At 70.2% G+C, this 25,218-nt stretch carries 24 protein-coding genes and 1 pseudogene; 13 read left to right on the top strand and 12 right to left on the bottom strand.

What is annotated here, in order from left to right; all coding sequences use genetic code 11:
- Positions 1 to 123: 123 nt before the first annotated feature.
- The 3 genes from EDD92_RS22810 (at position 124) to EDD92_RS22800 (ending at position 3,061) form a co-directional block, all read left to right on the top strand.
- On the top strand, positions 124 to 897 hold the full coding sequence (locus tag EDD92_RS22810; RefSeq protein WP_123966046.1) for a serine protease: 774 nt from the start codon (positions 124 to 126) through the stop codon (positions 895 to 897).
- Positions 898 to 1,113: 216 nt separating this feature from the next.
- Positions 1,114 to 2,121, top strand: coding sequence for a bifunctional lytic transglycosylase/C40 family peptidase (locus EDD92_RS22805; protein WP_260326695.1), 1,008 nt, complete (start codon positions 1,114 to 1,116; stop codon positions 2,119 to 2,121).
- 232 nt (positions 2,122 to 2,353) lie between these two features.
- The gene (locus EDD92_RS22800) at positions 2,354 to 3,061 is read left to right on the top strand and encodes a phosphatase PAP2 family protein (protein WP_123966044.1); all 708 of its coding nucleotides are present in this window, start codon (positions 2,354 to 2,356) and stop codon (positions 3,059 to 3,061) included.
- Between the two features lie 171 nt (positions 3,062 to 3,232).
- Here EDD92_RS22800 and EDD92_RS22795 read toward each other — a convergent pair whose 3' ends face one another.
- The gene (locus tag EDD92_RS22795; RefSeq protein WP_123966043.1) at positions 3,233 to 4,789 is read right to left on the bottom strand and encodes an FAD-binding oxidoreductase; all 1,557 of its coding nucleotides are present in this window, start codon (positions 4,787 to 4,789) and stop codon (positions 3,233 to 3,235) included.
- A gap of 336 nt (positions 4,790 to 5,125) precedes the next feature.
- Between EDD92_RS22795 and pstS the strand changes: the two genes are divergently transcribed.
- From pstS to pstB, 4 genes are all read left to right on the top strand, one after another.
- Positions 5,126 to 6,253 (top strand): phosphate ABC transporter substrate-binding protein PstS, encoded by a 1,128-nt coding sequence (pstS, locus tag EDD92_RS22790; RefSeq protein ID WP_123966042.1) that lies wholly within the window; start codon positions 5,126 to 5,128, stop codon positions 6,251 to 6,253.
- A gap of 138 nt (positions 6,254 to 6,391) precedes the next feature.
- Positions 6,392 to 7,396, top strand: coding sequence for a phosphate ABC transporter permease subunit PstC (gene pstC / locus EDD92_RS22785; protein ID WP_123966041.1), 1,005 nt, complete (start codon positions 6,392 to 6,394; stop codon positions 7,394 to 7,396).
- Complete coding sequence (gene pstA, locus EDD92_RS22780; RefSeq protein ID WP_123966040.1) at positions 7,393 to 8,448, top strand: phosphate ABC transporter permease PstA; 1,056 nt, start codon at positions 7,393 to 7,395, stop codon at positions 8,446 to 8,448. Before pstC ends, pstA begins: the two co-directional genes overlap by 4 nt.
- A 67-nt stretch (positions 8,449 to 8,515) precedes the next feature.
- Entirely contained in the window at positions 8,516 to 9,292 is a 777-nt protein-coding gene (gene pstB, locus EDD92_RS22775) for a phosphate ABC transporter ATP-binding protein PstB (protein ID WP_030941589.1), read from the top strand.
- 249 nt (positions 9,293 to 9,541) lie between these two features.
- Here the strand turns inward: pstB and EDD92_RS22770 are convergent, their stop codons facing one another.
- Both EDD92_RS22770 and EDD92_RS22765 read right to left on the bottom strand, forming a co-directional pair.
- A complete protein-coding gene (locus EDD92_RS22770) occupies positions 9,542 to 10,540 on the bottom strand; it encodes an inorganic phosphate transporter (RefSeq protein ID WP_030941588.1) in 999 nt (332 codons plus the stop codon).
- A gap of 7 nt (positions 10,541 to 10,547) precedes the next feature.
- A complete protein-coding gene (locus tag EDD92_RS22765; RefSeq protein ID WP_123966039.1) occupies positions 10,548 to 11,168 on the bottom strand; it encodes a DUF47 domain-containing protein in 621 nt (206 codons plus the stop codon).
- A gap of 224 nt (positions 11,169 to 11,392) precedes the next feature.
- Here EDD92_RS22765 and EDD92_RS22760 point away from each other — a divergent pair, with 224 nt between their 5' ends.
- A complete protein-coding gene (locus EDD92_RS22760) occupies positions 11,393 to 11,731 on the top strand; it encodes a metal-sensitive transcriptional regulator (protein ID WP_123966038.1) in 339 nt (112 codons plus the stop codon).
- Positions 11,732 to 11,754: 23 nt separating this feature from the next.
- Here EDD92_RS22760 and EDD92_RS49945 read toward each other — a convergent pair whose 3' ends face one another.
- From EDD92_RS49945 to EDD92_RS22720, 9 genes and pseudogenes are all read right to left on the bottom strand, one after another.
- Positions 11,755 to 11,928 (bottom strand): hypothetical protein, encoded by a 174-nt coding sequence (locus EDD92_RS49945; protein WP_185124098.1) that lies wholly within the window; start codon positions 11,926 to 11,928, stop codon positions 11,755 to 11,757.
- A 109-nt stretch (positions 11,929 to 12,037) separates the two neighbouring features.
- Entirely contained in the window at positions 12,038 to 12,868 is an 831-nt protein-coding gene (locus EDD92_RS22755) for a hypothetical protein (protein WP_123966037.1), read from the bottom strand.
- 282 nt (positions 12,869 to 13,150) lie between these two features.
- The gene (locus EDD92_RS22750) at positions 13,151 to 13,573 is read right to left on the bottom strand and encodes an NUDIX hydrolase (protein WP_123966036.1); all 423 of its coding nucleotides are present in this window, start codon (positions 13,571 to 13,573) and stop codon (positions 13,151 to 13,153) included.
- A 51-nt stretch (positions 13,574 to 13,624) separates the two neighbouring features.
- Positions 13,625 to 14,752 (bottom strand): CHAD domain-containing protein, encoded by a 1,128-nt coding sequence (locus tag EDD92_RS22745; RefSeq protein WP_123966035.1) that lies wholly within the window; start codon positions 14,750 to 14,752, stop codon positions 13,625 to 13,627.
- Positions 14,733 to 16,967, bottom strand: a complete 2,235-nt coding sequence (locus EDD92_RS22740) for an RNA degradosome polyphosphate kinase (protein WP_123966034.1) — start codon at positions 16,965 to 16,967, stop codon at positions 14,733 to 14,735. Before EDD92_RS22740 ends, EDD92_RS22745 begins: the two co-directional genes overlap by 20 nt.
- A 315-nt stretch (positions 16,968 to 17,282) precedes the next feature.
- Positions 17,283 to 18,071, bottom strand: coding sequence for a hypothetical protein (locus tag EDD92_RS22735; protein WP_123966033.1), 789 nt, complete (start codon positions 18,069 to 18,071; stop codon positions 17,283 to 17,285).
- Entirely contained in the window at positions 18,068 to 19,033 is a 966-nt protein-coding gene (locus tag EDD92_RS22730; protein WP_221268121.1) for an ABC transporter permease, read from the bottom strand. The genes EDD92_RS22735 and EDD92_RS22730 overlap by 4 nt, the downstream gene beginning before the upstream one ends.
- Positions 19,030 to 19,946 (bottom strand): annotated as a pseudogene (locus EDD92_RS22725) (ABC transporter ATP-binding protein). Before EDD92_RS22725 ends, EDD92_RS22730 begins: the two are co-directional and overlap by 4 nt.
- A complete protein-coding gene (locus EDD92_RS22720; protein ID WP_123966032.1) occupies positions 19,943 to 20,368 on the bottom strand; it encodes a GntR family transcriptional regulator in 426 nt (141 codons plus the stop codon). The pseudogene EDD92_RS22725 and the gene EDD92_RS22720 overlap by 4 nt, the downstream one beginning before the upstream one ends.
- A 129-nt stretch (positions 20,369 to 20,497) precedes the next feature.
- Between EDD92_RS22720 and EDD92_RS22715 the strand changes: the two genes are divergently transcribed.
- From EDD92_RS22715 to EDD92_RS22695, 5 genes are all read left to right on the top strand, one after another.
- Positions 20,498 to 21,037 (top strand): RNA polymerase sigma factor, encoded by a 540-nt coding sequence (locus EDD92_RS22715; protein WP_123966031.1) that lies wholly within the window; start codon positions 20,498 to 20,500, stop codon positions 21,035 to 21,037.
- 187 nt (positions 21,038 to 21,224) lie between these two features.
- Positions 21,225 to 22,055, top strand: coding sequence for a zf-HC2 domain-containing protein (locus EDD92_RS22710; protein ID WP_123966030.1), 831 nt, complete (start codon positions 21,225 to 21,227; stop codon positions 22,053 to 22,055).
- Positions 22,052 to 22,915, top strand: a complete 864-nt coding sequence (locus EDD92_RS22705) for an ABC transporter ATP-binding protein (protein ID WP_123966029.1) — start codon at positions 22,052 to 22,054, stop codon at positions 22,913 to 22,915. The genes EDD92_RS22710 and EDD92_RS22705 overlap by 4 nt, the downstream gene beginning before the upstream one ends.
- On the top strand, positions 22,912 to 24,444 hold the full coding sequence (locus tag EDD92_RS22700; RefSeq protein ID WP_123966028.1) for an ABC transporter permease: 1,533 nt from the start codon (positions 22,912 to 22,914) through the stop codon (positions 24,442 to 24,444). Before EDD92_RS22705 ends, EDD92_RS22700 begins: the two co-directional genes overlap by 4 nt.
- The gene (locus EDD92_RS22695; RefSeq protein ID WP_260326691.1) at positions 24,434 to 25,150 is read left to right on the top strand and encodes an ABC transporter; all 717 of its coding nucleotides are present in this window, start codon (positions 24,434 to 24,436) and stop codon (positions 25,148 to 25,150) included. The genes EDD92_RS22700 and EDD92_RS22695 overlap by 11 nt, the downstream gene beginning before the upstream one ends.
- Positions 25,151 to 25,218: the final 68 nt, after the last annotated feature.

The raw sequence follows: 25,218 nt of genomic DNA, 5'->3' as shown, positions 1-25,218 counted from the left end.
GATGTCCGTATCGTCCGAGGCCTCCATGTACCTGAGGGCGCTGCCGCAGGAAGGCTCGTTCACGGAGAGATCCAAGTGAACGGCAGACCTTTTTCTCACCTTCGTGGGCCACAGTGGCTGCCGATGAAGCGCATCCCACGCATCAGCAGGCGTGTCACCAGTCCCCTGTGCGCGGCCGTCGTGCTCCTTGTGCCGGCGCTCACCTCCGCTTCCCTCGCCAATGCGGACGACGGGCCGGGACCTCTCGGGGTGACCGCCGTCACGGCGGACAACGCGCAGTCCAGGAAGGTCGGGGCCCTCTTCGGCGCCGACCGAAGATCCTCGCTCGCCGGCGGGCACTTCTGCACCGCCTCCGTCGTGTACAGCCCGCACCGCAATCTCATCGTCACCGCCGCTCACTGCCTGGGCGGGAGCAAGGGCGGGGACCTCATCTTCGTGCCGGGGTACCGGGGCGGGCGGGCTCCGTACGGGACGTGGACGGTGCGGAAGGTGTTTCTGCCCGACGGGTGGGCCAAGGGGCAGCGCGAGGACAGTGACGTCGCCTTTGCCGTCGTCGAGAACAAGGGCGGGAAGGGCGTCGAGGACGCCGTCGGCGGCAACCCCTTCGTGGCCGGTATGGCGACCGGGGCCACCGCCGTCACCATCACCGGGTATCCCAACACCCGGGAAGTGCCCGTCAGCTGTACCAACAGGCCGACCGTGCACAGCCGCACCCAGCAGCGGATCTACTGTCCCGGCCTTGCGGGAGGAACCAGCGGCAGTCCCTGGGTCAACGGGGACAAGGCGGTCGTCGGGATCCTGGGCGGCCACGAGAAGGGCGGGAGCACGGACGACATCTCGTACAGCGTGGTGTTCGGGGCGGAAGCGGCCGAGCTGTATCGGGACGCGACCGGCTGACGGCTGGCGGGGTGCGCCAAAGGGCGGATATCGGGCGCCATTTGGCGCGTAATTACCTTGCGGGGCATGCCTGTTGGCAGGGGGTGGGTATGGCCTTTCCGCGTGCGGTTCTCCGTCTGTCCTGCGTCTGTTTCTCGTTCTGTGTGATCACCCGGAAACACCGGACGCGCGCCTAGACTGACGTGGGCTATCGGACTACCGGGCGGTGAGGGGCGGTTGACGGTGCGTAAGGCGTGGATCATTGCCGGCGTTGCCGTCGGCTCTGCCCTGTCCTTCGTCATGCTGCTCGTCGTCGGGGTGTACGTCGTCGCCGGGAACCTCATCAACGGGGTGGGCGGCGGGACCAAGGCGTTGGCCAAGGGGGCCGTGCCCGCCGCGTACTCGGCCATCGTGCAGAAGTGGGGCAACCTCTGCCCCGCCCTCAACCCCGCGCTGCTCGCCGCCCAGCTCTACCAGGAGAGCGGGTTCAATCCGAACGCCAAGAGTGCGGCGGCCGCGGAAGGGATAGCGCAGTTCATCCCCGGCACCTGGGCCACGCACGGCGTCGACGGCAACGGGGACGGGGTCAAGAACGTCTGGGACCCGGCGGATGCCATTCCGTCCGCCGCCTCCTATGACTGCCAGCTCGCCTCGTACGTCAAGGACGTGCCCGGGAATCTGACCGAAAACATGCTCGCCTCGTACAACGCGGGGTCCTACGCGGTGATCAAGTACGGCGGCGTGCCGCCGTACAAGGAGACCCAGAACTACGTCAAGACGATCACGACGCTCGAGGAGAGCTTCGCCGCGCCCGTCAGCCGGGTGGATCCCAGCAAGCAGGCCGCGGGGGCCATCTACTACGCGCAGAAGAAGCTCGGGACGCCCTATCTGTGGGGCGGCAACGGGACCGCCGCGGACGACGGGCGTTTTGACTGCTCGGGGCTGACGAAGGCCGCGTACGAGAGTGTCGGGATCACGCTGCCGCGGGTCGCCAACGACCAGTACAACGCGGGACCGCACCCGAAGCGGGACGAGCTTCTGCCCGGCGATCTCGTGTTCTTCTCCCAGGACCCCACCGACTCCCGGGCCATCCACCATGTGGGGATCTATGTGGGTGGCGGGTACATGATCGACGCGCCGAGGACGGGCGCGGTGATCCGGTTCGACCCCATCGACACCTCCGAGTACTTCGGAGCCACGCGAGTCACCGAAGATGGCGCGAAAGCACTGCCCACCACGGTGTGAACCGAGCGTGAACCCACCCCCTGAGCTGCAGAGATGAGTCTCTCTTCGATAACGTCTGCGTGATCATTCGGTGGAGTGTGGAACGTAGTAACTGGGACCGTGCGTTCCTGTTCTCGTAGTCATCCGACAGTCATCCCGGTGGCTGTCCACGACGTGACCTACAACCACGGGGGTGGGTAAGCGGGCGTGCGCGAGCACGTCCGGCAGCAGACGACGAAGGGGCCGCAGCACCATGGCTGGACTCGCCGAATCCGGGTCGAACCCCGACGTCGACCTGCTCTACGACATCAATGGCCTGGCCAAGGACGCACCGCACTGGTTCGACCGGGTCGTCTCCTTTGTCGGGGAGTACGGGCTGCTGCTGGCCATGGTCCTGCTGGTGGTGTGGTGCTGGTGGTCCGTGCGGCGGCGGGGGGACGAGGACGCTGCCTCGTCCGTGGCCGCGTTGGTGTGGGCGCCGGTCGCTGCGGCGTTGGCGGTGCTGGTGAACGTGCCGATACGGGGGTTTGTCGAGCGGCCTCGGCCGTTTCGTACGCACGACGGGCTTGATGTTCTGGTGTCCGGGAAGACCGACTACTCGTTTGTGAGCGATCACGCGACCATCACCATGGCTGTGGCGGTGGGGGTGTTTGTCGCCAATCGGAAGTTCGGCGCTGTCGGGATCGGCTTGGCGCTGCTTGAGGGTTTTTGCCGGGTCTATATGGGTGTGCACTATCCGACTGATGTGGTCGGGGGGTTTGCCCTCGGGACGGCTGTGGCGTTGCTGTTGTCGCCGGTTGCCATGTTGTTGCTGACGCCTGTGGTGAAGGCTGTTGAGGGGTCGGCTTGGGGTGGGTGGTTCGTGCGGGGGCCCGGGCGGGCGGCTGTAGGGCGGGGCGCGTTGATCCCGGGGGCGCGGAATGAGGCCCTAGGGGCGGATGAGCGGGACCTCGCCGCATAGGTGACCCGGGGTGGAGCCGGCGTACGGGGGTGTTGCTTGCCCGCGCCTGAGGGGTGCCGCTCTCTTTGGGACGGGTGCCGCCCTCAGCGGCATGATTGTCCGCAGCTACGGCGGCATGATTGTCCGCAGCTACGGCGGCACTGACGCCCGCAGCTAAGGCGGGCGGGGCTGCTACAGGGCCTGCGGGTAGGTGAAGAAGCGGTTCGGGTCGTACTGGTTCTTCACCTGGGACAGGCGCGTCGCCGCATCCCCGTAGTACGCCTTCCGCCAGTCCGTCAGGGTCGGGTCCGTGTAGTTCTGGTAGGCCGCTCCCGAGGCGTACGGGCGCATTGCCTTGTGGGTGTTGGTCAGCCAGGTCTGGGCCGCTGAGCCTGTGGTGCCCGCGCGCCAGGACGCCAGGTACTGGGCCAGCATCCGGGAGCGGCGGTGGACGAAGGCCGTTGCGGTGGGGGAGACGCGGTTGACCGCGCCGCCCAGGGCCGTCAGCGCGATGCTGCCCGCGCCGCCCGGGACCGAGCTGACGTTCCGCAGCAGGGTCTGGATGCCCGCCGAGGAGATCGAGCGGTCGAAGAAGTCCGAGCGGGCCGTGTAGGTCTCCCGGCCCAGGGCGCCCTGCGGGTTGCGGTTCGGGGTGGAGCCGGGAAGGTGGCACTGGGCCTCGGTGCGGAAGGACGAGCAGCCCGCGTACGCCTCCATCGCGCCCTCGTAGGTGTGCCGCTTGAGCGTTTCGCTCCGGGTCGGCGAGCCGACGGCCGAGACCAGGCGGTCGAGCGCGTTCTGCAGTTCTCCGTACGTGCCGATGGAGAAGGCCGCGACCGACACGGTGGGCGAGCCGCCGTTCTCCAGGTGGCAGGAGGACCAGATCTCGTCGGGCTGGTCGGGGCCCCACTCCTGCCAGGCCTTCAGCACGGCGGCGGCCTTCGACCAGGGCCAGGTCAGGTATGCGGAGACGGCCTGCGGGGCCGGGTGGGTCCTGAAGTGCAGTTCCGTCACGACGCCGAAGTTGCCGTTGCCCGCGCCGCGCAGGGCCCAGAACAGGTCCTTGTTCTCCGTCGCGTTGGCAGTCAGTTGTTTGCCGTCCGCCGTGATCACGGTGGCCTGCGTGAGGCTGTCGCAGGTCAGGCCGTACGCCCGGGAGACCACGCCGTGGCCGCCGCCCAGGACCAGGCCCGAGACGCCGACCGAGGGGCAGGAGCCCGCGGGTATCGTCACGCCCTTCGCGGTCAGCGCGCGGTAGACGTCGATCAGCTTGGAGCCGGCACCGACGACGGCCTGGCCGCCGCTCACCCGGATCTGCTTCAGCTTCGAGACGTCGACGATCAGCTTGCCGTTGCCGGAGGACCAACCCGCGTAGGAGTGGCCGCCGTTGCGGATCGCGACCCGGATGTTGTGGGCGCGGGCGTAGGCGAGGGTCGTCCGTATGTCGTCGGCATGGGCGACATAGGCCACGGCCGCCGGCTTCAGGCCGTCGAAGCGGGTGTTGTACAGCTGGTGGGCCGTGGTCCAGGTCGCCTCGCCCGGGCGTATCAGAGCGCCGTCGAGGTCGTGGGAGAGTGCGGTCCAGTTCGCGGGGGCTGCCGCGGCGGACTGGGACCTGATCGCCGTACCGGAGGAGGACGAGGACGACGAGGTGCTGGTGTCCGCGTCGGCGGACCCGCCCCTGCACGCAGCCGTGGCGACCGCCGCCAGTGCGGCCGCGCCGCCTCCGATGAACGTACGACGTTCCATGTTGCGTCCTCCCGGATTGCTCTCGGGGAACGAGACGGCTCGCCGACCACACGGGTTCCCGCAGGAGTGTCACTCCTGTGTCACCGTGGAGAGAGACACCCGATGGGCCGGAACCTTCATGTGCTCTCCCCGTAAGCGTTCCGTGACCTAACCACACCGTCGGCAGGGGTTCACCTGCCGTTCATTTCCGGCCGTAGGCGCCTTCACCTGGTCTGCCTAATTTCGGCCTTACGCGATGTGGGCCGTGCCTCGGGGAAGGTGCGTCCTCCGTTGCCAGGACTTCAACCTGCACGCCGCCGAATTCAGGACGGCGGCTCCTGGAAGGAACTCTTTCAAGTGAAGCTTCAGCGCATGAATCGGCGGGCCATCGCCCTCGGTGCCATCGCCGCGTCGAGCGCCCTGGTCCTCACGGCGTGCGGCTCGGACGACACCGGCAACAGCAGCGGCGGCGCCAGCGCGTCCTCGACGGGCAACGCCAGCTCGATCAAGTGCGACGACGCCAAGGGGCAGCTGCTGTCCGACGGCTCGTCCGCGCAGAAGAACGCGATCGACGCGTGGGTGGCGCAGTTCTCCAAGGCCTGCGGCGTGCAGATCAACTACAAGGCCGGCGGTTCCGGTGCGGGTGTCACCTCCTTCACCCAGGGCCAGCTCGCCTTCGCCGGTTCCGACTCGGCGCTGAAGCCCGACGCCGTCGCCGCCTCGAAGAAGGTCTGCTCCGGCGGCCAGGGCATCGACCTGCCGATGGTCGGCGGCCCGATCGCGCTCGGCTACAACCTCTCCGGCGTGGACAACCTGGTCCTGGACGCTCCGACCATTGCGAAGATCTTCGACAGCAAGATCACCAAGTGGAACGACCCGGCGATCGCCGCGCTGAACAAGGGCGTGAAGCTCCCCGACCTCAAGATCCAGGCGTTCCACCGCTCGGACGAGTCCGGCACCACGGACAACTTCACCAAGTACCTCATCGCCGCGACGCCCGACAACTGGAAGTACTCCGGCGGCAAGGCCTGGCAGGCCAAGGGGGGCCAGTCCGCCGCGCAGTCCTCCGGTGTGGCCGCCCAGGTCAAGCAGACCAACGGCGCCATCGGTTACTTCGAGCTGTCCTACGTCACGGACGGTGTGAAGGCCGCCAGCATCAACACCGGTGCCAGCGCCCCGGTCGCCCCGAGCAGCGACAGCGCCACCAAGGCCATCGCCGACGCCAAGGTCGTGGGTACGGGCAAGGACCTGTCGCTCAAGCTGAACTACAACACCAAGGCCGACGGCGCCTACCCGATCACCCTGGTCACGTACGAGATCGTCTGCGACAAGGGCAACAAGGCGGACACCCTGCCCGCCACCAAGGCGTTCCTGCGCTACATCGCCTCCGAGGACGGCCAGGGCCTGCTGCCCAACCTGAAGTACGCCCCCGTCCCCGCCGACATCATCGCCAAGGTCCGCACCACCATCGAGGGCCTGAGCTGATCCGAGTGCGGTCCGGTCCCGGGCCTGAAAACCCGGGACCGGACCGCACCGTCCGGTGCACCGCCGCCACGAGCCGTACGTCGCGTACGGCTTCGCAGAACCGCACCTCGCGTGAGGTTCCGCAGACCGGAGAACCCGATGGACACATCTACAGAGATAACTGACACGCCACCCCCCGCCCCGCAGCCCACCGCCGAACAAAAGCGCGCAGCGCGTGGCGCCACCCGACCCGGTGACCGGATCTTCCTCGGTCTCTCCCGTGGGTCGGGCATCTTCCTGTTGGTGATCATGGCCGCGATCGCGGTCTTCCTCACCTACCGCGCCTCCCTCGCGATCAGCAAGGACCACGGCAACTTCCTCACGACCTTCGAGTGGAACGCCACGTCCGTCCCGCCGGTCTTCGGTATCGCGGTCCTGGCCTTCGGCACGGTGATCTCCTCGATCATCGCCATGGTCCTGGCCGTGCCGATCGCCGTCGCGATCGCGCTGTTCCTCACGCACTACGCACCGCGCAAGCTGAGCGGTCCGATCGCTTACGTGATCGACCTGCTCGCCGCCGTGCCGTCCATCGTGTACGGCCTGTGGGGCGCGCTGATCCTCGTACCGCACATGAACGGCCTGTACGGCTGGCTGGACAGCTACTTCGGCTGGACCGGCATCTTCTCCTGGGACGGCGGCGCACCGCGCTCGATGCTCACCGTCGGCATCCTGCTCGCGATCATGATCCTGCCGATCATCACCAACGTGAGCCGCGAGGTCTTCCGCCAGGTCCCGCAGATGCACGAGGAGGCGGCCCTTGCCCTCGGTGCCACGCGCTGGGAGGTCATCCGCATGGCGGTGATCCCCTTCGGCCGCTCCGGTGTGATCTCCGCCTCGATGCTCGGCCTCGGCCGTGCGCTCGGCGAGACGATGGCCGTCGCCACCGTGCTCTCCCCGGACTTCCTCATTCACGGCAGCCTGCTCAACCCGGGCGGCGGCACCTTCGCCCAGAACATCGCCTCCAAGTTCGGTGAGGCAACGGAGCAGGGCCGGGACGCGCTCATCGCCTCCGGTCTGGTCCTGTTCGTCATCACCCTGCTGGTCAACGGCGCGGCCCGCATGATCATCGCCCGCCGCAAGGAGTACTCGGGGGCCAACGCATGAGCCACGCCGCCATCGCCGAAAAGCCCGCCAGCACCCTGCGCGGCGCCCGTCTGCCCAAGTGGTCGCCCTGGGCGATCGCCGCCGGCTCCCTCGCCCTCGCGGTCGCCATCGGCCTGGGCGCGGGCCTCGACAGCAAGGTCCAGTGGGGCCTGATCGCCGGGATCCTCTTCCTCGTCGGTACGTACGGCATCGCCGCGCGCGTCGAGGGCCGCCGTCAGGCCAAGGACCGTATCGCGACCGGCCTGGTCTGGACGGCCTTCCTGATCGCCGTCGTCCCGCTGGTCTCCCTGGTGTGGGTGACCATCTCGCGCGGCGTGAAGGTCCTCAACGTCTACTTCCTGACCCATTCGATGGGCATCGTCGCCGACTCCCAGCCGGGCGGTGGCATCTACCACGCCATCATCGGCAGCCTGGAGCAGGTCGCACTCGCCACGCTGATCGCCGCACCGGTCGGCATCCTCACCGCGATCTACCTGGTCGAGTACGGCCGCGGCAAGCTCTCCCGGGCCGTCACCTTCTTCGTCGACGTGATGACGGGTGTCCCGTCGATCGTCGCGGGTCTGTTCATCCTCAGCCTCATGCTGATCTTCAAGATGGAGCCCTTCGGCTTCGCCGGTTCGCTGGCCCTGGCCATCCTGATGATGCCGGTGGTCGTGCGCTCCACAGAGGAGATGCTCAAGCTCGTCCCGAACGAGCTGCGCGAAGCCTCCCTGGCGCTCGGCGTCCCGAAGTGGCGCACCATCCTGAAGGTGGTCCTGCCGACCTCGATCGGCGGCATCACGACCGGCATCATGCTGGCGATCGCCCGTATCACCGGTGAGACGGCTCCTGTGCTGCTGCTGGTGTTCGGCAACCGGTTCATCAACAACAACCCCTTCGAGGGTGCGCAGCAGTCGCTGCCGCTGTACATCTATCAGCAGTACGCGGCAGGCGCGGACGCGTCGTACGACAGGGCCTGGGCGGCCTCGCTCACCCTGATCGCCTTCGTGATGATCCTGAACCTGGTGGCCCGCGGCATCGCCCGCTGGAAGGCCCCGAAGACCGGTCGCTAAAGCGACGACTTCCGGCTCCGCCGGGCGGGGCCAATCGGCGACTGAAGATCCTGGAAGTGAAGTAGTTATGGCCAAGCGAATCGACGTAAGCGGACTGACCGCCTACTACAGCGCCCACAAGGCGATCGAAGACATCTCGATGACCGTCGAGCCGCGTTCGGTGACGGCGTTCATCGGCCCCTCCGGCTGCGGCAAGTCGACGTTCCTGCGCACGCTGAACCGTATGCACGAGGTCACGCCCGGCGGCCGGGTCGAGGGCAAGGTGCTGCTGGACGACGAGGACCTGTACGGACAGGGCATAGACCCGGTGTCCGTGCGCCGCGAGGTCGGCATGGTGTTCCAGCGGCCGAACCCGTTCCCGACGATGTCGATCTTCGACAATGTGGCGGCGGGGCTGCGGCTGAACGGCTCGTACAAGAAGTCCGAGCTCGCGGACGTCGTCGAGAAGTCGCTCAAGGGCGCGAACCTCTGGAACGAGGTCAAGGACCGGCTGAACAAGCCCGGTTCGGGGCTGTCCGGTGGTCAGCAGCAGCGTCTGTGCATCGCGCGGGCGATCGCGGTCGAGCCGAAGGTCCTGCTCATGGACGAGCCCTGCTCGGCGCTCGACCCGATCTCGACGCTCGCCATCGAGGACCTGATCGGTGAGCTGAAGGAGCGGTTCACGATCGTCATCGTGACGCACAACATGCAGCAGGCGGCGCGTGTCTCGGACCGTACGGCCTTCTTCAACCTGGCGGCCGTCGGGCAGCCCGGCAAGCTGATCGAGATCGACGACACGGAGCGGATCTTCTCCAACCCGTCGGTCCAGGCGACGGAGGACTACATCTCCGGCCGCTTCGGCTAGGCCGCCACAAACCCCTCGCGGTGCTGCATGGCGGTGCCACCGCGAGGACGATAAAGGGCCCGCCCCTGGCTCCCGGGGGCGGGCCCGTCGTCGTCTTCGTCTACGGGTGCGTCGGGGTGCGCGTCCCTGGGGGCGGCCGCCCCCAGACCCCCCGCTTCGGCCTGAACGGCCTCGTCCTCAAACGCCGGACGGGCTGAAAAGATCAGTCCTCGGCCGGCGAAAAATCAGCCCCGCCAGGCAAAATCAGCCCTACAGGAATGCCAGGTTGACCACGCCGAACGCGCCCGCTGCGACCAGCGCCGCCGCCGGCATGGTGATGAACCAGCCCAGGATGATGTTCTTGGCGACGCCCCAGCGCACCGCGTTCACGCGCTTCGTCGCACCGACGCCCATGATCGCCGACGTGATGACGTGGGTCGTGGAGATGGGGGCCTTGAAGAGGTACGCGGTGGTGAACATGATCGAGGCGCCGGTCGTCTCGGCGGCGAAGCCCTGCGGCGGGTCCAGTTCGATGATCTTGCGGCCGAGGGTGCGCATGATGCGCCAGCCGCCCGCGTAGGTGCCCAGGGACAGCATGACCGCACAGACGATCTTGACCCAGACCGGGATCGGGTCGCTGTACGTCTGGTGGCCGGAAATCACCAGGGCCATCACCACGACACCCATGGTCTTCTGGGCGTCCTGGAGACCGTGGCCGAGCGCCATGCCGGCCGCGGAGACGGTCTGGGCGATACGGAAGCCGCGCTTGGCCTTGTGCGGGTTGGAGCGGCGGAACAGCCACATGATGGCCGTCATCACCAGGTAGCCGGCGATCAGGCCGACGACGGGCGAGGCGAACATCGGGATGACGACCTTGTCGAGCACGCCGTTCCACAGGACGTCCGTGCCGCCCGCCAGCGCCGCGCCGACCAGGCCGCCGAACAGCGCGTGGGAGGACGAGGAGGGCAGGCCGAAGTACCAGGTGATCAGGTTCCATACGATGGCACCCACCAGTGCCGCGAAGAGGATGCCCATCCCCTTCGAGCCGGCCGGGGTCTCGATCAGCCCCTCACTGACCGTCTTCGCCACTCCGTTGCCGAGGAACGCACCCAGCAGGTTCATCGCCGCGGCCATCGCCAGCGCCGCCCGCGGCGTCAGCGCCCGGGTCGAGACCGACGTCGCGATCGCGTTCGCCGAGTCGTGGAAGCCGTTCGTGTACGTGAAGAAGAGCGCGACCGCGATGGTCACGACCAGAGCGAAGGTGTCCATGGAGGGGTCAGGACTCCTTGACGGCGATGGTCTCCACCGTGTTCGCCACGTGCTCGAAGGCGTCGGCTGCCTCTTCCAGCACGTCCACGATCTGCTTGAGCTTGAGCACCTCGATGGCTTCGTACTTGCCGTTGAAGAGATGGGCGAGGAGCTTGCGGTGGATCTGGTCGGCCTGGTTCTCGAGGCGGTTGACCTCGATCCAGTACTCGGTCAGATTGTCCAGCGTGCGGAGGTTCGGCATGGCCTCCGCCGTCAGCTCGGCAGCGCGCGCAAGGACCTCGATCTGCTGCTCGACGCCCTTGGGGAGTTCCTCGACGTTGTAGAGGACGACCAGGTCGACCGCCTCCTCCATGAAGTCCATGATGTCGTCGAGGGACGACGCGAGGTTGTAGATGTCCTCGCGGTCGAAGGGCGTGATGAACGAGGAGTTCAGCTGGTGGAAGATCGCATGTGTGGCGTCGTCACCCGCGTGTTCCGCGGCCCGCATACGCTCTGCGATCTCGGCCCGGGCAGGTGCGTCCGCCCCGAGCAGTTCCATCAGGAGCTTCGAGCCCGTGACGATGTTGTCCGCGGAGGCGGCGAACATGTCGTAGAAGCTCGTCTCCCTGGGGGTCAGACGAAAGCGCACGTGGGGTCCTCGGGGTGCTTCGGTTTCGGTCAGGCTGATGCTAGGCGCATCATCCGGCCACGGCTAATGGGCCGTCCCCCAGTGTCGCCCATCGGGCAGAGTGGTCGGCACGGGGGCCGTTCGGAGGTCCGGCCCAGGCAAGGGCCAAGGGCCGTATACCCAGCAAAGTTCGATACCATATACCCACCAGGGGTATATGTCCGCATGTCTTACGGGAGGACGCGATGACGACCACCGAGGCCGGCGCGACGGCGCCCTCCGACGACAGCACGCAGAACGCGACGCACGGCTACCACAAGCAGAAGGACGAGCACCTCAAGCGCCTGCGCCGGATCGAGGGCCAGATCCGCGGCCTGCAGCGGATGGTCGACGAGGACGTCTACTGCATCGACATACTCACCCAGGTGTCCGCCTCCACCAAAGCCCTGCAGTCCTTCGCGCTGCAGCTCCTGGAGGAACACCTGCGGCACTGCGTCGCCGATGCCGCGGTCCGCGGCGGTGACGAGATCGACGCCAAGGTGGACGAGGCGACGAAGGCGATCGCCCGGCTGCTGCGCACCTGAACCCGCCGGTGCGGGGCCTCCGGCTAGTCGCCGGAGGCGTCGCGCTCTTCGGCCACTTTCAGCACCTCGTCGATGCTCTCAAGGCTGAGCCGGTCCTCCGCGGCCGAGGCCGCGATGATCAGCTCTCCGCACAGCTCGATCTCGGCGAGGGCCACGTGGTCCTGAACTGCCGTACCGCCGACCGGAGCCACGTGCATCACCTCATCTCTGCCGTTACCGACTTCCTAGAGTAGGGAGCGGCCTACACACCGCGCATGGCACGGACGGGCTAGTTCTTGACGCCCGTCAGTCATCCTCCAGTACGGGCTACTGCTCGGCGATCTTCCCTGCGTAGATGTCCTTCGAGGCCGGAAGGCGTACGTCGACGGGGGCCCCGAAGTCGTACAGCAGTGTCGTCGAGGCGACCGCGACGGTGCCCTTCTGGAGACCGTTGACGAAGCTGAACCGGTGCCGGATCTTGCGGATGCGGCCCTGGTCGTCGAGGTAGACGTCGAACGGGACCTCGGCCGTGGCGAACCCTTTCGCCGCCGCGGCGAGGGCCTCCCGGACACCTTTCGAGGCGTGCCGCGCCGCTGTGGTGAGGTCGGCGGTGCCGCGGTAGTGCCGCACCTCGACACCGGCGAACTCGGTCCGGCCGAGATACGTCGCCCTGCGCGTCCCGCGCAGCAACTCGGCCGCGGCATACGGGTCGGTGGCGCCGCCGGTCACCAGGTTGCCGTCGGAGAGGGTGGCCGTGTCGACCCGCACCCACTTGTCGGCGGGCACTCCCGCGCCCCGGTTCTTCATGAACAGGGCGCCGGGCGCGAGGAGTTCGGTGATCGGGCGGTGGTCGTCGGTACCGGCCGGGTTCTGCGGGAGCTGCACCTTCAGCCTGCCGAGCTGCCGGCGGTAGTCGTAGTCGCCCTCGCCGCGGATGGTGACGCGGGTGCCGCCGATGGCCATCTCCATCGACGTGGTCGCCCTTGAACTGCCCGCTTCCACCAGGGTTTCGGCGGCGCGGTGCAGGGTCTCGACGGGACCGGAGGCGCGGGGGTCCTCGGCGGCGGACCCGGTGCCGGAGCATCCGCCGGCCCCCATGCAGACACAGACCATGAGTCCTGCCGTGACGACCGTCCCCCTGTGCTGCCGCTCCGCCATCGCCTGCCTACCCCCAGCCGGTACGTCCGTCACGGGCCCCCTGTCGTTCCGGATAACGACGGGTAGGTGGGCTCGTCACGCGCATACCGGCTCCGCTGCCGGAGGCGGCTGATGAAGGCAGCCGTGGGTGGGTAACGTTGTCAGCGTGGCGCAGCACGAACATCGGACGACGACCGTCGAGCAGGGTCGCTTCTGTTTTGCCAGGTGCAGCTGTGGATGGCGCGGACCGGCCCGCAGAGCGCGCAGCCAGGCCCGGACGGACGCCGAAGGGCACGTGAGCCCTCAGGCGTGACGCAGCGTCGTCAGCAGTTCGTCGACCAGGATGCGGTCGCGGTACTGGGTCAGCCGGCTGCGGGCCGCGGCGGGGGAGAGCCACAGGATGCGGTCCACCTCCGTGGTGGGGGTGAAGCCGCCCGAGACCGCCTCGGCCGCCCAGTAACGGACCTGTTTGGGGCGGCCGTTGGCGAAATAGCGCAGGGTGGACAGCTCGGCGCCCGGCTCCGCCGTGTAGCCCGACTCCTCGGCGACTTCGCGCAGGGCGCCCGTCAGGTGGTCCTCGCCCCGCTTCAGCTTGCCCTTGGGGTGGGACCAGTCGTCGTACTTCGGCCGGTGGACGAGGCAGATCTCCAGCTCGCCGTCGACCGGGGAGCGTCGCCACAGGACGCAGCCGGCTGCCTGGATGAGAGTGTCGTTGGTGTGGGTCACGGGTGGGTCACCGCCTCCTTCGACAGGGTTGAGTACGCCGGGGTCACCGGCTCAGGGCGTGCTCACCGCCTGCTTCAGCCAGGACTGCTGGAAGGCGAAGCGGGCCGCCTCCACTTCGTGCCGCTGGTCCGCGTGGAGCACCCCGAGCGCGTACGCCGTCGCCGGGGCGATCCGGGGGGTACGGGCCGCCGAGGCCGCGGCCGCCGCCGCCTCCGAGGCGTCGCGGTGCCGGTCCAGGGCCTGGCCCGCGGTCAGCAGGCGGACGTCGATGGGGCCGCCGGTGTCGTGGAGGGCCTCGCGGGCGTAGCGGTGCAGGCGCAGCAGCAGGCGGACCTGGTGCCAGGGGGCGTCCTGGGGGTGCGGGGACGGGTCCGGGGAGAGGCCGTGGATCAGGGCCTCCGCGTTGTAGGGGCTGCCTGCGGTGACGAGGGGGAGCGCGGTGATGGCGTCGGTCAGGCGCTCCTCGGCTGCGGTGGCGAGGGGGTGGAGGGGGGTGGTGGGGGCGGTGGGGGTGAGGGGGACTTCGCTGGCGAGGACTGCGATCTTGTCTGCTACGGCGTGGAAGCGGCTGGATCCCAGTGCCTGGAGGGCTGTTGAGTGGGCCCGGGTGCGGGCCAGTGTGAGCTGGCGCTCCAGTAGGGCGCCCGCTTTTGCGGCGCCGACTGTCAGGTTGCCGCGGTCTGTTGTGGGCGTGGCCGCGGGGGGACCGGCGGTCCCTTGTGCCGTTTTCCGTGGGACGGGATCCGCCCCAGCGGAACGACTGCCCACAACGGCGCCGACGGCTGAAGCAGCGGCAGACTGCGTCGGGAAAACCGTCGCCCCCGACAACCTGTGCAGCGCCAGTAGCAGCCGTTCCTGCCGTGCCGCGTAGGCGTGTTCCATCGTCAACGTGCCGGACAGCCAGGCCAGTTCGGGCTGGAGGGACTCCGACCATTCCGTTTCCAGGAGGGGGCGGAACGTGTGCAGGCTGCCGCTGATGCGGCGGACCGAGCGGCGCAGGGCGCGGGCCGCGTCTACGGAGTCCTCCGTGCCGTTGCCGGTCGCACCGCCGGTTTCCCGGTGGAGCCGCAGGGCGCGGAGGAACTCCGTGGCCTGGGCCCTCAGGTAGCCCGCGAGGGCTTCGCCTGTGGGGGAGGGCCCGGCCGTGGGGTCCGTCGGGTCAAGGTGTTGCTGTGCCACGCCGGCGCCTCCGGGCGTCTATGAGCATCTCCTGGATGTTTCGCAGGGGCCCGCCGTCCGCGTCGGTGGCGTGCCGGATCCACTCGCCGTCCGGGCCGAGGTGCCAGGACGAGGTGGTGTCGGACATGCCGGTCTCCAACAGCCGGTTCAGGGCTGCGCGGTGGGCCGGGTCGGTAACCCTGACCAGGGCCTCGATACGGCGGTCGAGGTTGCGGTGCATCATGTCGGCGCTTCCGATCCAGACCTCGGGTTCGCCGCCGTTGCCGAAGGCGAAGACCCGGGAGTGTTCGAGGAAGCGGCCGAGGATCGAGCGGACCCGGATGTTCTCCGACAGGCCCGTGACACCGGGGCGGATCGCGCAGATGCCGCGGACCCAGATGTCGACCGGTACGCCGGCCTGGGACGCGCGGTAGAGGGCGTCGATGAGGGCCTCGTCGACCATCGAGTTGACCTTGATGCGGATGAAGGCAGGACGACCCGCACGGTGGTGCTGGGCCTCCTTGTTGATCCGCGCGATCAGGCCGTCGCGCAGGGACTTGGGGGCGACGAGGAGACGGCGGTACGTCTCGCGGCGCGAGTAACCGGAGAGGCGGTTGAAGAGGTCGGAGAGGTCCGCGCCGACCTGCGGGTCGGCCGTCAGCAGGCCGAGGTCCTCGTACAACCTTGCGGTCTTCGGGTGGTAGTTGCCCGTGCCGACGTGGCTGTAACGCCGTAGCGTGTCGCCCTCCTGACGGACCACCAGGGACAGCTTGCAGTGGGTCTTCAGGCCGACCAGGCCGTAGACCACATGGCAGCCGGCCTCCTCCAGCTTGCGCGCCCACTTGATGTTGGCGTGCTCGTCGAAGCGGGCCTTGATCTCGACCAGGACGAGGACCTGCTTGCCGGCCTCGGCGGCGTCGATGAGCGCGTTGACTATGGGGGAGTCGCCGGAGGTCCGGTACAGGGTCTGCTTGATCGCGAGGACGTCCTCGTCCTCGGCCGCCTGCTCCAGGAACGCCTGCACCGACGTGGAGAAGGAGTCGTACGGGTGGTGCAGCAGCACGTCCCGGCTGCGCAGCGCGGCGAATATGTCGGGCGCGGAGGCCGACTCGACCTCGGCGAGGTCGCGGTGGACGCCGGCGATGAACTTCTTGTACTTGAGCTCGGGTCGGTCGAGGCCCGCGATGCGGAAGAGGCCCGTGAGGTCCAGGGGACCGGGCAGCGGGTAGACCTCGGCCTCGCTGATCTTCAGCTCGCGGACCAGCAGGTCCAGGACCTCGCGGTCGATGGACTCCTCGACCTCCAGGCGCACCGGCGGCCCGAAGCGGCGCCGCATGAGCTCCTTCTCCAGGGCCTGCAGGAGGTTCTCGGCGTCGTCCTCCTCGACCTCCAGGTCCTCGTTGCGGGTGAGCCGGAAGGCATGGCTCTCCAGCACCTCCATGCCCGGGAACAGCTCCTCCAGGTGGGCGGCGATGACGTCCTCTATCGGGACGTAGCGGCCGGGGGAGCTCTCCAGGAAGCGGGACAGCAGCGGCGGGACCTTGACGCGGGCGAAGTGCTTGTGGCCGGTGACAGGGTTGCGTACGACCACGGCCAGGTTCAGCGAGAGGCCCGAGATGTAGGGGAAGGGGTGCGCCGGGTCGACCGCGAGGGGGGTGAGCACCGGGAAGATCTGGTGGCGGAACAGGGTGAACAGGCGGGCCTGCTCCTTCTCCGTCAGCTCGCTCCAGCGGACCAGGTGGATGCCCTCCTCCGCGAGCGCGGGGGCGACGTCCTCGTGGTAGCAGGCGGCGTGCCGGGCCATGAGTTCGCGGCTGCGGGCCCAGATCATCTCCAGGACTTCGCGGGGCTGGAGGCCGGAGGCGGAGCGGGTGGCGACACCCGTTGCGATACGGCGCTTCAGACCGGCCACCCGGACCATGAAGAACTCGTCCAGGTTGCTGGCGAAGATCGCGAGGAAGTTGGCGCGCTCCAGCAGCGGGGTGTTGGGGTCCTCGGCGAGTTCGAGGACCCGCTCGTTGAACGCCAGCCAGCTGCGCTCCCGGTCGAGGAAACGACCCTGCGGCAACTGAGGGCCGTCGTACGGCGACTCCTCGTAGGCATCGAGATCGGCATCGATGTCGGGTTCCAGGTCGGAGACCGCGGCGGCCACCGTGTGCGGGCGGTGCGCGGCGATGGAGCCCACGGAGGGCTGCGCGTGCTGGACCTGTGCCTGGGCGGTGTCTGGCTGACTCATGAACCCATTCTTCCGCGTTCCCAGCGATACGGGCGCGTCGGAAAGCGCGGGTGGGAGTGCTTTTACGGAGCGGAGGGCGTCCCCGTTCCCCGCGGGCCCCTCGGGGGGCGGCGAAGGCTTGGGCACGGAGGGCGTCATTGGCTGAGCGTCGCAAGCCTGTCTGAACCGTTGGTTACGGCGACATGGCGTGCGGGATATCTGGGGGCGGCTCCCGGGCGTCTACCTCGGCGGGACCGGCGTAAGAGCCTGCTGGGAGCCGCCCCGAGAATACGTACGTCCATCCCCCCGTGGAAGGACGTACGCGCATCGGATGCCTCACACGGTGCGGCGGCGCAGCAGCCGGAAGGCGATCACGGCGGCCGCGGCGGCGACGGCGAGGACGAGGCCGGTCTCGACGAGGCGGAGCGGCCAGGAGGGGGACGAGGCGTGCGGGTTGCGGAGGCAGCCGGTCGTGGCGAGGACCGCTTCCGTGACCGCGACGGCGACGGCCAGTGCGGGCAGGGACCGGCGCAGGACCAGGCCCGTGAGGGCGCCGAGGGCGAGACCGAGGAGGGGGTTCGCCAGGGCGAGGGCGGCGTCGGACGGGAGGTTCTGGCTGTGCCATCGCCAGTCGTACGGGAACGGGGCCGTCGCGGCCAGCAGGCTGTGCAGTACGACGAGGAGTGCCGAGCCGGTGGTGAGCAGTGCGGCGGGAAGCGCGAGCTTGGCGGTGAGCCAGCGGGCGGGGCTCACACCCTGGGTCCAGGCCAGGTGTGCGGTGCCGGACTCCAGTTCGCGGCCGATCAGGGCGGCGCCCGCCCAGGCGGCGACCGGCAGGGGGAGCACCGCGACTACGGCCTCGGCGAGCGTGCGGGCCCGGTAGTAGTCCGTGATCGCGCTGCCCCATGTGCAGGGCTCCCCGCCGTTGCAGATCCGCAGCCACTCGGCGTGCGCCGCGTCGGCCCCCGGGCCGTGGGCCCACAGCAGGAGCGCCGAGGTCACGGCGACCAGGAGGGCCCAGACGATCAGCGCGGGGCGGTGCAGCCGCAGGAGCACCGCCGCCAGGCCGCCGCTCTCGCCGCCGCCCATGGCCGTCACCGGCGCCTTGATGTCGAGGGCGGTCATACGAGGGACTCCTTGCGGGCGGCCCGGGTGCGGCGGGGGAGGAGACGGAAGGCGAGGACGGCCGCGAGGACGGCGACAGCCAGGACGACGCCGGTCTCCACGAGGTGGAGGGGCCAGTAGTGGGACTGGGGGTGGTAGACCGTGTAGTAGCCGGTGATGTCCAGGTCGGCGGCGCACTGCTTGACCTGGGCGGGATTGCCCTCGCACGGCGAAGTGCCGGTGTACGCGACGCGGTGGCCGTGCCGGATTGCCCCGCTCTCCAGTACCCATGCGTGCCTGGGCCACAGCTCCTCGGTCGCCGTGACGCGGTTTACCGCCGGCCAGAGGTGCTCGCGGAAGATTTCCAGGGCGAGGTGCAGCGCCCAGGTCGCGGCGAGGGAGACGCCGAGGGCAGGCAGTGTGCGGCGCAGCAGCATGGCGGTGAGCGTGCCGACGGCGAGCGCGCAGAGGGCGTACGCCACCGTCGCCGGGCCGCGGGCCACGAAGGTGACGACGGAGGTCCAGTCGCCGTCCCGCAGGCCGGGGTGTGCGCTCCAGGCCCTGCGGTACGCCAGGACCAGTGCCGTGCAGCCGAGCGTGACCAGCAGCGCGGGCACGGCGAGCTTGGCGGCCAGCCAGCGGGCCGGGGAGACACCCTGCGTCCACGCCAACTGCGCGGTGCCGGACTCCAGTTCACGGCCGATGAGGGAGGCGCCCGACCAGGCGGCCACGGCGAGGGAGCTGTAGCAGACGAGTGTCGCGACCCAGACGGTCCGCTGGCCGTAGTTCAGCTGGTCCAGGATGTTGCAGGTGTCGTGATGGTCGCAGTAGGCGCGCTGCCGCTCGCCCGCGCTGGACGTCACCGTGTTCAGCCAGACCAGCCAGCCGATCAGGGCGGCCACGAAGGCACCCCACACGATGAGCGCCGAGCGGTGCAGCCGCAGGACCGTCCGGGGCAGTCCCGGTATCCCGAGCGCGCTCACAGGGCGGCCTTCTCGGACTCGGACGCGGCCTCGGCCGACGTCGTACCCGGGGCCTCGGGGTTGCGCAGGTAGGCGAGGACGAGCTCCTCCAGGGAGGGAGCGCTGGTGCGCAGGCCGTCCGGGAGCGGGCCCGCCGGGCGGATCAGTGCGCTGAGCTGGCGGCCGGTCGTACGGGACTCGACGACGGTGTGCGGGTCGAGGGAGGTCTGCGCGAGGCCGGACACGCGTACATGCGCCTCCAGCAGCTCGTCGATCTCCCCGGCGAGGCGGACGCGGCCGCCGCCTATCAGCAGCAGGTGGTCGCAGGAGCCTTCCAGTTCGGCGACCACGTGCGAGGACATCACGATCGTCGTGCCGTACTGCGCGGCCTGCGCCATCAGCACCCCCATCAGTTCGTGCCGGGCCAGCGGGTCGAGGTCGGCCATCGGCTCGTCCAGGAGCAGCAGCTCGGGCCGCTTGGCGAGGGCGAGCGCGAGCGCGACGCGGGTTCGCTGGCCGCCGGAGAGGGCGCGGATCTTCGTCTTCAGGCCGAGGTCGCCCTCGGCGACGATCCGCTCGGCGGTCGGTGCGTCCCACCGGCCGGGGTTGAGGTCGGCGCCCATGCGCAGCGTCTCGGCGACCGTGAGGTGTGGGTAGAGCGGCTTGTCCTGCGCGACGAAGCCCACGCGGGCGCGGGCCGAGGCCGGGTCCGTGCCCAGGACGGTGACCGTGCCCTCGGTCGGGACCAGCAGCCCGGCGGCGAGCGCCAGGAGCGTGGACTTGCCCGCCCCGTTCGGGCCGACGACGGCGCAGACGCGGCCGGCGGGCAGCCGGAAGCCGCAGTCGCGCAGCGCCCAGCCGCCGGCCCCCGGCGCCTGCCGAAGCGCTTGCCCACAGCGGCCGCCTCCAGGGCGAAGCCGGTGGTGTCCGTCATGAAAGGTCCCCCTGGCTGTGCTGGTCAGAGCTGTGCTGGTCCGGGATGTCGGCGAAGTGCTTCTCGAGTACGGCGGTGAACAGCGCGGCCACGTCGTCCCGGTCCAGGCCGGCCGCGCGGGCCTTCGCGGCCCAGACGTCCAGCTCCCCGTGCAGGGGGGACTCGGCCGGTGCGGTGCCCAGTGACCGCCGTACGAAGGTCCCCAGGCCCCGGCGGGCCTCGACCAGGCCCTCGCGTTCCAGCTCGCGGTAGGCCTTCAGGACCGTGTTCGGGTTGATGGCGGTGGCCTCGACCACCTCGCGGGCTGTGGGCAGCTTGTCCCCCGGTTCCAGGAGGCCCAGACGGAGGGCCTGCTTGGTCTGCTGGACGATCTGGACGTAGGTGGCGACGCCGGAGCGCCGGTCGATGCGGTACTCGACCACGCGGACAACCACCCTTTCACTAATTGAGTAGTGAAAGGGTGGTGGAAGCGGCCTGCGAAAGTCAAGCCGCCTGAGAAAGTCGAGGGAAAACGTGTGAACCGATCCGCGGGGCCGGTCCGATGAGGGGACGTGAGCGAAACGAGAAGCGACGGTGAGCTGCTGCGGGCCGCCGCGGACGGGGACCGTCGCGCCTTCGAGGAGCTGTACCGGCGGTACGCGCCGTGGCTGACCGCCCGGCTGCGCGGCCGGTGCGCAGACGCCGGCGTGGTCGACGACGTCGTACAGGAGACGTTCCTCGCGATCTGGCGGGGCAAGGCCCGCTACCGGGAGGACGGCGACGTCGCCGGATGGCTGTGGCGGATCGGCTCGCGGCGGCTGATCGACGCGCTGCGGGGCGACGGGGCCCGGGGGCGCCTCAGGCAGGCACTGTCCAGGCTGCGGCACCGGGACGAGGCGTCCGCGGAGGAACGCGTGCTCGCGGGGGTGGAGCACGGGGACCTCGCGGGCGCCCTGGTCCGGCTCTCACCGGAGCTGCGCGCGGTGCTCCAGGCCACCGTCATCGACGGCCTGACCACCCGGGAGGCGGCCGTCCTGCTCGGGATACCGCCGGGGACGGTCAAGACACGGGCGATGCGGGCCCGTAAGCAACTGCGGGAGGCGCTGACATGAGCGGGCGGATGTGCAATCGGGGCTGCCGGGCCGCGCGCAGGCTCGGGAGCGGCGACGCCGGCGGGCCGCTGTGCGATCGGGTGTGCCGGGTCGCGGGGCTGCCGCACCGGCATGGAGGTGGCGGTATGGGCAGGCAGGTGCGCGACCGGGGTCTGCCGGGCCGTGTGCCGGTGCAGGAGGTGGCGGCATGACCTGGCATGTGGATGCAGAAGACCTACGGGCCTACGCCCGGGGCGAGTTGGCGCCGCCCGCACTGTGGTCCGCCGACACCCATCTCGTCGCGTGCGCGCAGTGCCGGGGCGTCCTCGCCGAGGTCGGTGACCCGGAGCGGGTCGACGCCGGCTGGGAGCGGCTGGACGCCGAGCTGGATGCGCCCCGGCCGGGGTTGCTCGAGGGGCTGCTGATGCGGCTGGGGGCCGCCGATCACACCGCGCGGCTGCTCGCGGCCACGCCCGTGCTGCGCCGTTCCTGGCTGGGTGCGGTCGTCGCCGTGCTGGTGATGAGCGTCGTCGCGGCCCACGCGGGTACGGCGGCCGCCTCGCCCACGCTCTTCCTCGCCCTCGCGCCGCTGCTGCCCCTCGGCGGGGTCGCCCTGTCGTACGGGCCCGCGCTGGACCCGACGTACGAGATGGCGGTGGTCGCGCCGATGCACGGGTTCAGGCTGCTGATGGTGCGGACGGTCGCCGTGCTCACCGCCGTGCTCGGCCTCAGCGGCCTGGCGACGCTCGCGCTGCCGGGCTACGGGCTGGGCGCCCTCGCCTGGCTGCTGCCCGCGCTGGCCCTGACCTCGACCGGCCTGGTCCTCACCGCCCGGCTCGGCCCGGTGCTCGCGCCGTCGCTGGTCGGCGGGGTGTGGGTGGCGCTGCTGCTGGCGGCCCATGCCTACGACGCCGACGCCACGCCGGTGCCGTTCACCGCGGCCGGCCAGGGGGTGGCGGCTGCGGTCGCCGCGCTCACCGGCGGGCTGCTCTTCCTCGTACGTGACCGTTTCGACCGCTTCCAGGGGGATGCCGTATGACACCGACCGTTTCCGCTTCCGGGCTCAGTCTCCGCTTCGGCGGGACACAGGCCCTCGACGAGGTGTCGCTGCGGCTGACCTCGGGCGTCACCGGGCTGCTCGGGCCCAACGGGGCAGGAAAGACCACCCTGTTGCGCGTGCTGGCCACCGCCGTGCCCCCGGACCGGGGTGCCTTCACCGCGCTCGGGCACGACCCGGCGACGGCGGCCGGCCGGCAGGAGGTGCGGCGCAGGCTCGGCTATCTGCCGCAGACGCCCGGCTTCCACCCGGACTTCACGGCCTTCGAGTTCGTCGACTACGTGGCGATCCTCAAGGAGCTGACGGACCGGGGCGCCCGGCACCGGGAGGTGAGGCGCGTGCTGGACGAGGTCGACCTCGCCGACGTACGTGCCAAGCGCATCAAGAAGCTGTCCGGCGGAATGCGGCAGCGGGTCGCGCTGGCCGCCGCGCTGGTCGGCGACCCCGGCTTCCTCGTCCTCGACGAGCCGACCGTCGGCCTCGACCCCGAACAGCGCATGCGCTTCCGGGAGTTGATCGCACAGGCAGGGGAGGGCCGCACCGTACTCCTCTCCACCCACCAGACCGAGGACGTGGCGATGCTCTGCCACCGCGTGCTGGTGATGGCGGGCGGCAGCATCCGCTTCGACGGCACCCCGGCCGAGCTGACCGCACGGGCGGCCGGACGGGTGTGGAGCAGCACGGAGCGCGACCCCGGCGCGAAGGCGGGCTGGCGCACCGGCACAGGTACCTTCCGCAACGTCGGCAACCCGCCCGCAGGCGCCGACCTGCTCGAACCCACCCTGGAGGACGGCTACTTGCTCACCCTGGACGGCGCGGGCGCGGAGGTGGCGGCCGCATGAGCACGGTCATGGAAGCGACGGCCCCGCTCGTCGTCCACGGCGAACAGCGCCGCAGCTGGGCGGCCGTGTTCGCCCTCGCCCGCTTCGAGGCGCGCGATCTGCTCCAGTACATCCCGGTGGCGGCGACCCTGCTGTTCTACGTCGGCTACACCGGCTGGAAGCTGGTGTCCCCCTCGGACGGCATGGCCGCCTACCCGGCGCTCCAGGACGTCGACCGTGCGACCCAGACCACGCCGATCCTGCTCGGCATCGCCCTGTTCGTCTGCGTCAACCGGGCCGCGCTGCGCTCCCGCCGACGCGGTACCGACCGCCACTTCGACGTGCTGGTCATGGAGCCGTGGCGGCGCACGGTCGGGCACGCCCTGTCCGTGGTGCCGTTCGCCCTGCTCACCGCACTGGTCGTGCTGACCCAGTTCACCTGGCAGGCGCTGCGGCCGGGCGCGGTGGGCCACGGGTCGGTGGCCGAACTGGCCGTGGCTCCGCTGTACGTGCTGCTGTTCGGGGCCCTCGGCCTGCTGATCGCCCGGCTGATCCCGTCCGCGTTCGCCGCCCCGATCGTGGTGATCGGTCTCTTCACCTTCCTGCTGTTCGCCGCCACGGGGTCGGGTGGTGCGCAGTGGAGCCGCTGGCTGTCGCCGGTCGTGAGCGAGAACAGCAGTTCGACCCTGCCGTCCGACCTGCTCGGCCGCCCCGCGGCCTGGCACGCCCTGTACCTCGCCGGGCTGGCCCTGCTGACGGCCATGGCCGCGGTGTTGGCGGCCGGCGGCCGGTCCTGGCCGCTGAAGGCGGGTCTCGCGGGTGCGCTGGCCCTCGCGCTGACCGGCGCGGTCGGGCAGTCCGGAGGCGTCTCGCCGGAGCTGGCGGCGGCCCGGGAGCGGGCCTCGGTCTCGCCGGAGAAGGAGCAGTCGTGTGTACGGCAGGGCGTCTCGCAGTACTGCGCCTTCGACGAGTGGAACGCCCGGACCGGTACCTGGGCCGGGGTCGTCGACCGCGTCCAGGCCCTCGCCGGCGGTACGGCCGCGAGCCGGCCCCTGCTCGTACGGCAGCGGATCGAGGCCCGCTACGGCCTCGACGGCGACGCGGCGATCGAACCGTCCACCACACCCGGCCAGGTGACGGTCGGCACGCGCTGGGGCGGAAACCGGGTGCCGGAGTTCGCGGTCGCCGTCGCCTCCGTGCTGGTCGGCGGGGACGAGAACAAGGGCAGCGAGCTCTGCGACGGACGCGTGGTCACGGTGATGTGGCTGGCACTGGGCCGCGATGCGGACCCGGTCGCCGACCTCAGGAACGTCCGCGTCGACGACAGCCTGAGCGGCCCGGCGACCGTGCTGACACCGACGAACCCGATGTCGATGTCGGCCGGACAGACCGACGTCGTACGGGAGTTGCTCTCCCGTCCGCGCGCCGAGGTGACGGCCGCGGTCAAGTCCCACTGGGCGCAGCTGACGGCTCGCGGGGTGACCACGGCCGAGGTGGCCCGGGTCCTGGGAACCAAGGTGCCGAAGGGGGCGGACGAGTGTGGGAAGTGAGCGCAGGACCGTGCCGGTGAGCGGGGCGCTGGTGGCGGCCGTGGCGCGTACGGTGCCGTGGCGGGCGCTCGGGGCGGGCGCGGGCGTGGGGCTGCTGCTCGTCGTCCTGCCGCGGCTGTCCGACGGCCCGCCGGGTGCCTGGCTCGCGCTCACCCTGCTGCGGGCCGCCGCCCTGGCCTTCGCGCTGGGCCTGACGTTCCTGCTGGACGACCCGGCCCGGCACCTCACCACACCCGTCACCACTCCGCGTTGGGTGCGCACGAGCCTGCGGGTGCTGCTGGTCGCGCCGGTGGCCGCGCTGTGGTGGACGGCCGCACTGGCCCTCGTACCGCACGGCGTACGCCCTCCGGTCGGCGCCGTCACCCTGGAGGCCGCCGCAACCGCCGCCCTCGCCCTGGCCGCGGCGGCCACCGCCGTACGCCTCACGGACGAGCCCGAACCGGGCCCGTCGGTGGCGGCCGCCGTCCTGACGACGGCGACGCTGGTGGCCCTGCTGATCCCCAGCCGCTGGACCCTGCTCGCCGGGGCCGGCGATCCCCGCTGGGGGGATGCGCATGAGCGGTGGGGGGTGCTGCTGGGGGTAGGGGTGGTGGCTTGGGGGGTTTGCATGCCCGAGCCGTTGCGAAGGCGGGCGCTGCTGCGCGCGCTGCGCTTCAGCCGCCGGTCAGGCACTCCCAGCCCGTTGGGGGTCCCCCCACGCCCTTAAGGCAGTGGGGGAGTTTGAGGACGAGGCCGTAGGCCGATGGGGGGTCTGGGGGCGCAGCCCCCAGGAGG

Origin of the sequence: Streptomyces sp. TLI_185 (assembly GCF_003814765.1) — a bacterium.
Lineage (GTDB): Bacteria > Actinomycetota > Actinomycetes > Streptomycetales > Streptomycetaceae > Streptomyces.
Note: the sequence above shows the minus strand (reverse complement) of the source record. Positions and strands in the feature narration are given on the sequence as shown.

Bases quoted from the DNA above. Each gene is read 5' to 3' on its own strand.
- pstB (WP_030941589.1), top strand. From the start codon at position 8,516: ATGGCCAAGCGAATCGACGTAAGCGGACTGACCGCCTACTACAGCGCC.
- EDD92_RS22705 (WP_123966029.1), top strand. From the start codon at position 22,052: ATGACACCGACCGTTTCCGCTTCCGGGCTCAGTCTCCGCTTCGGCGGG.
- EDD92_RS22760 (WP_123966038.1), top strand. From the start codon at position 11,393: ATGACGACCACCGAGGCCGGCGCGACGGCGCCCTCCGACGACAGCACG.
- EDD92_RS22810 (WP_123966046.1), top strand. From the start codon at position 124: ATGAAGCGCATCCCACGCATCAGCAGGCGTGTCACCAGTCCCCTGTGC.
- EDD92_RS22740 (WP_123966034.1), bottom strand. From the start codon at position 16,967: ATGAGTCAGCCAGACACCGCCCAGGCACAGGTCCAGCACGCGCAGCCC.
- EDD92_RS22755 (WP_123966037.1), bottom strand. From the start codon at position 12,868: ATGGCGGAGCGGCAGCACAGGGGGACGGTCGTCACGGCAGGACTCATG.
- EDD92_RS49945 (WP_185124098.1), bottom strand. From the start codon at position 11,928: ATGCACGTGGCTCCGGTCGGCGGTACGGCAGTTCAGGACCACGTGGCC.
- pstC (WP_123966041.1), top strand. From the start codon at position 6,392: ATGGACACATCTACAGAGATAACTGACACGCCACCCCCCGCCCCGCAG.
- EDD92_RS22800 (WP_123966044.1), top strand. From the start codon at position 2,354: ATGGCTGGACTCGCCGAATCCGGGTCGAACCCCGACGTCGACCTGCTC.
- EDD92_RS22795 (WP_123966043.1), bottom strand. From the start codon at position 4,789: ATGGAACGTCGTACGTTCATCGGAGGCGGCGCGGCCGCACTGGCGGCG.
- EDD92_RS22735 (WP_123966033.1), bottom strand. From the start codon at position 18,071: ATGACCGCCCTCGACATCAAGGCGCCGGTGACGGCCATGGGCGGCGGC.
- EDD92_RS22700 (WP_123966028.1), top strand. From the start codon at position 22,912: ATGAGCACGGTCATGGAAGCGACGGCCCCGCTCGTCGTCCACGGCGAA.
- pstA (WP_123966040.1), top strand. From the start codon at position 7,393: ATGAGCCACGCCGCCATCGCCGAAAAGCCCGCCAGCACCCTGCGCGGC.
- EDD92_RS22770 (WP_030941588.1), bottom strand. From the start codon at position 10,540: ATGGACACCTTCGCTCTGGTCGTGACCATCGCGGTCGCGCTCTTCTTC.
- EDD92_RS22710 (WP_123966030.1), top strand. From the start codon at position 21,225: ATGACCTGGCATGTGGATGCAGAAGACCTACGGGCCTACGCCCGGGGC.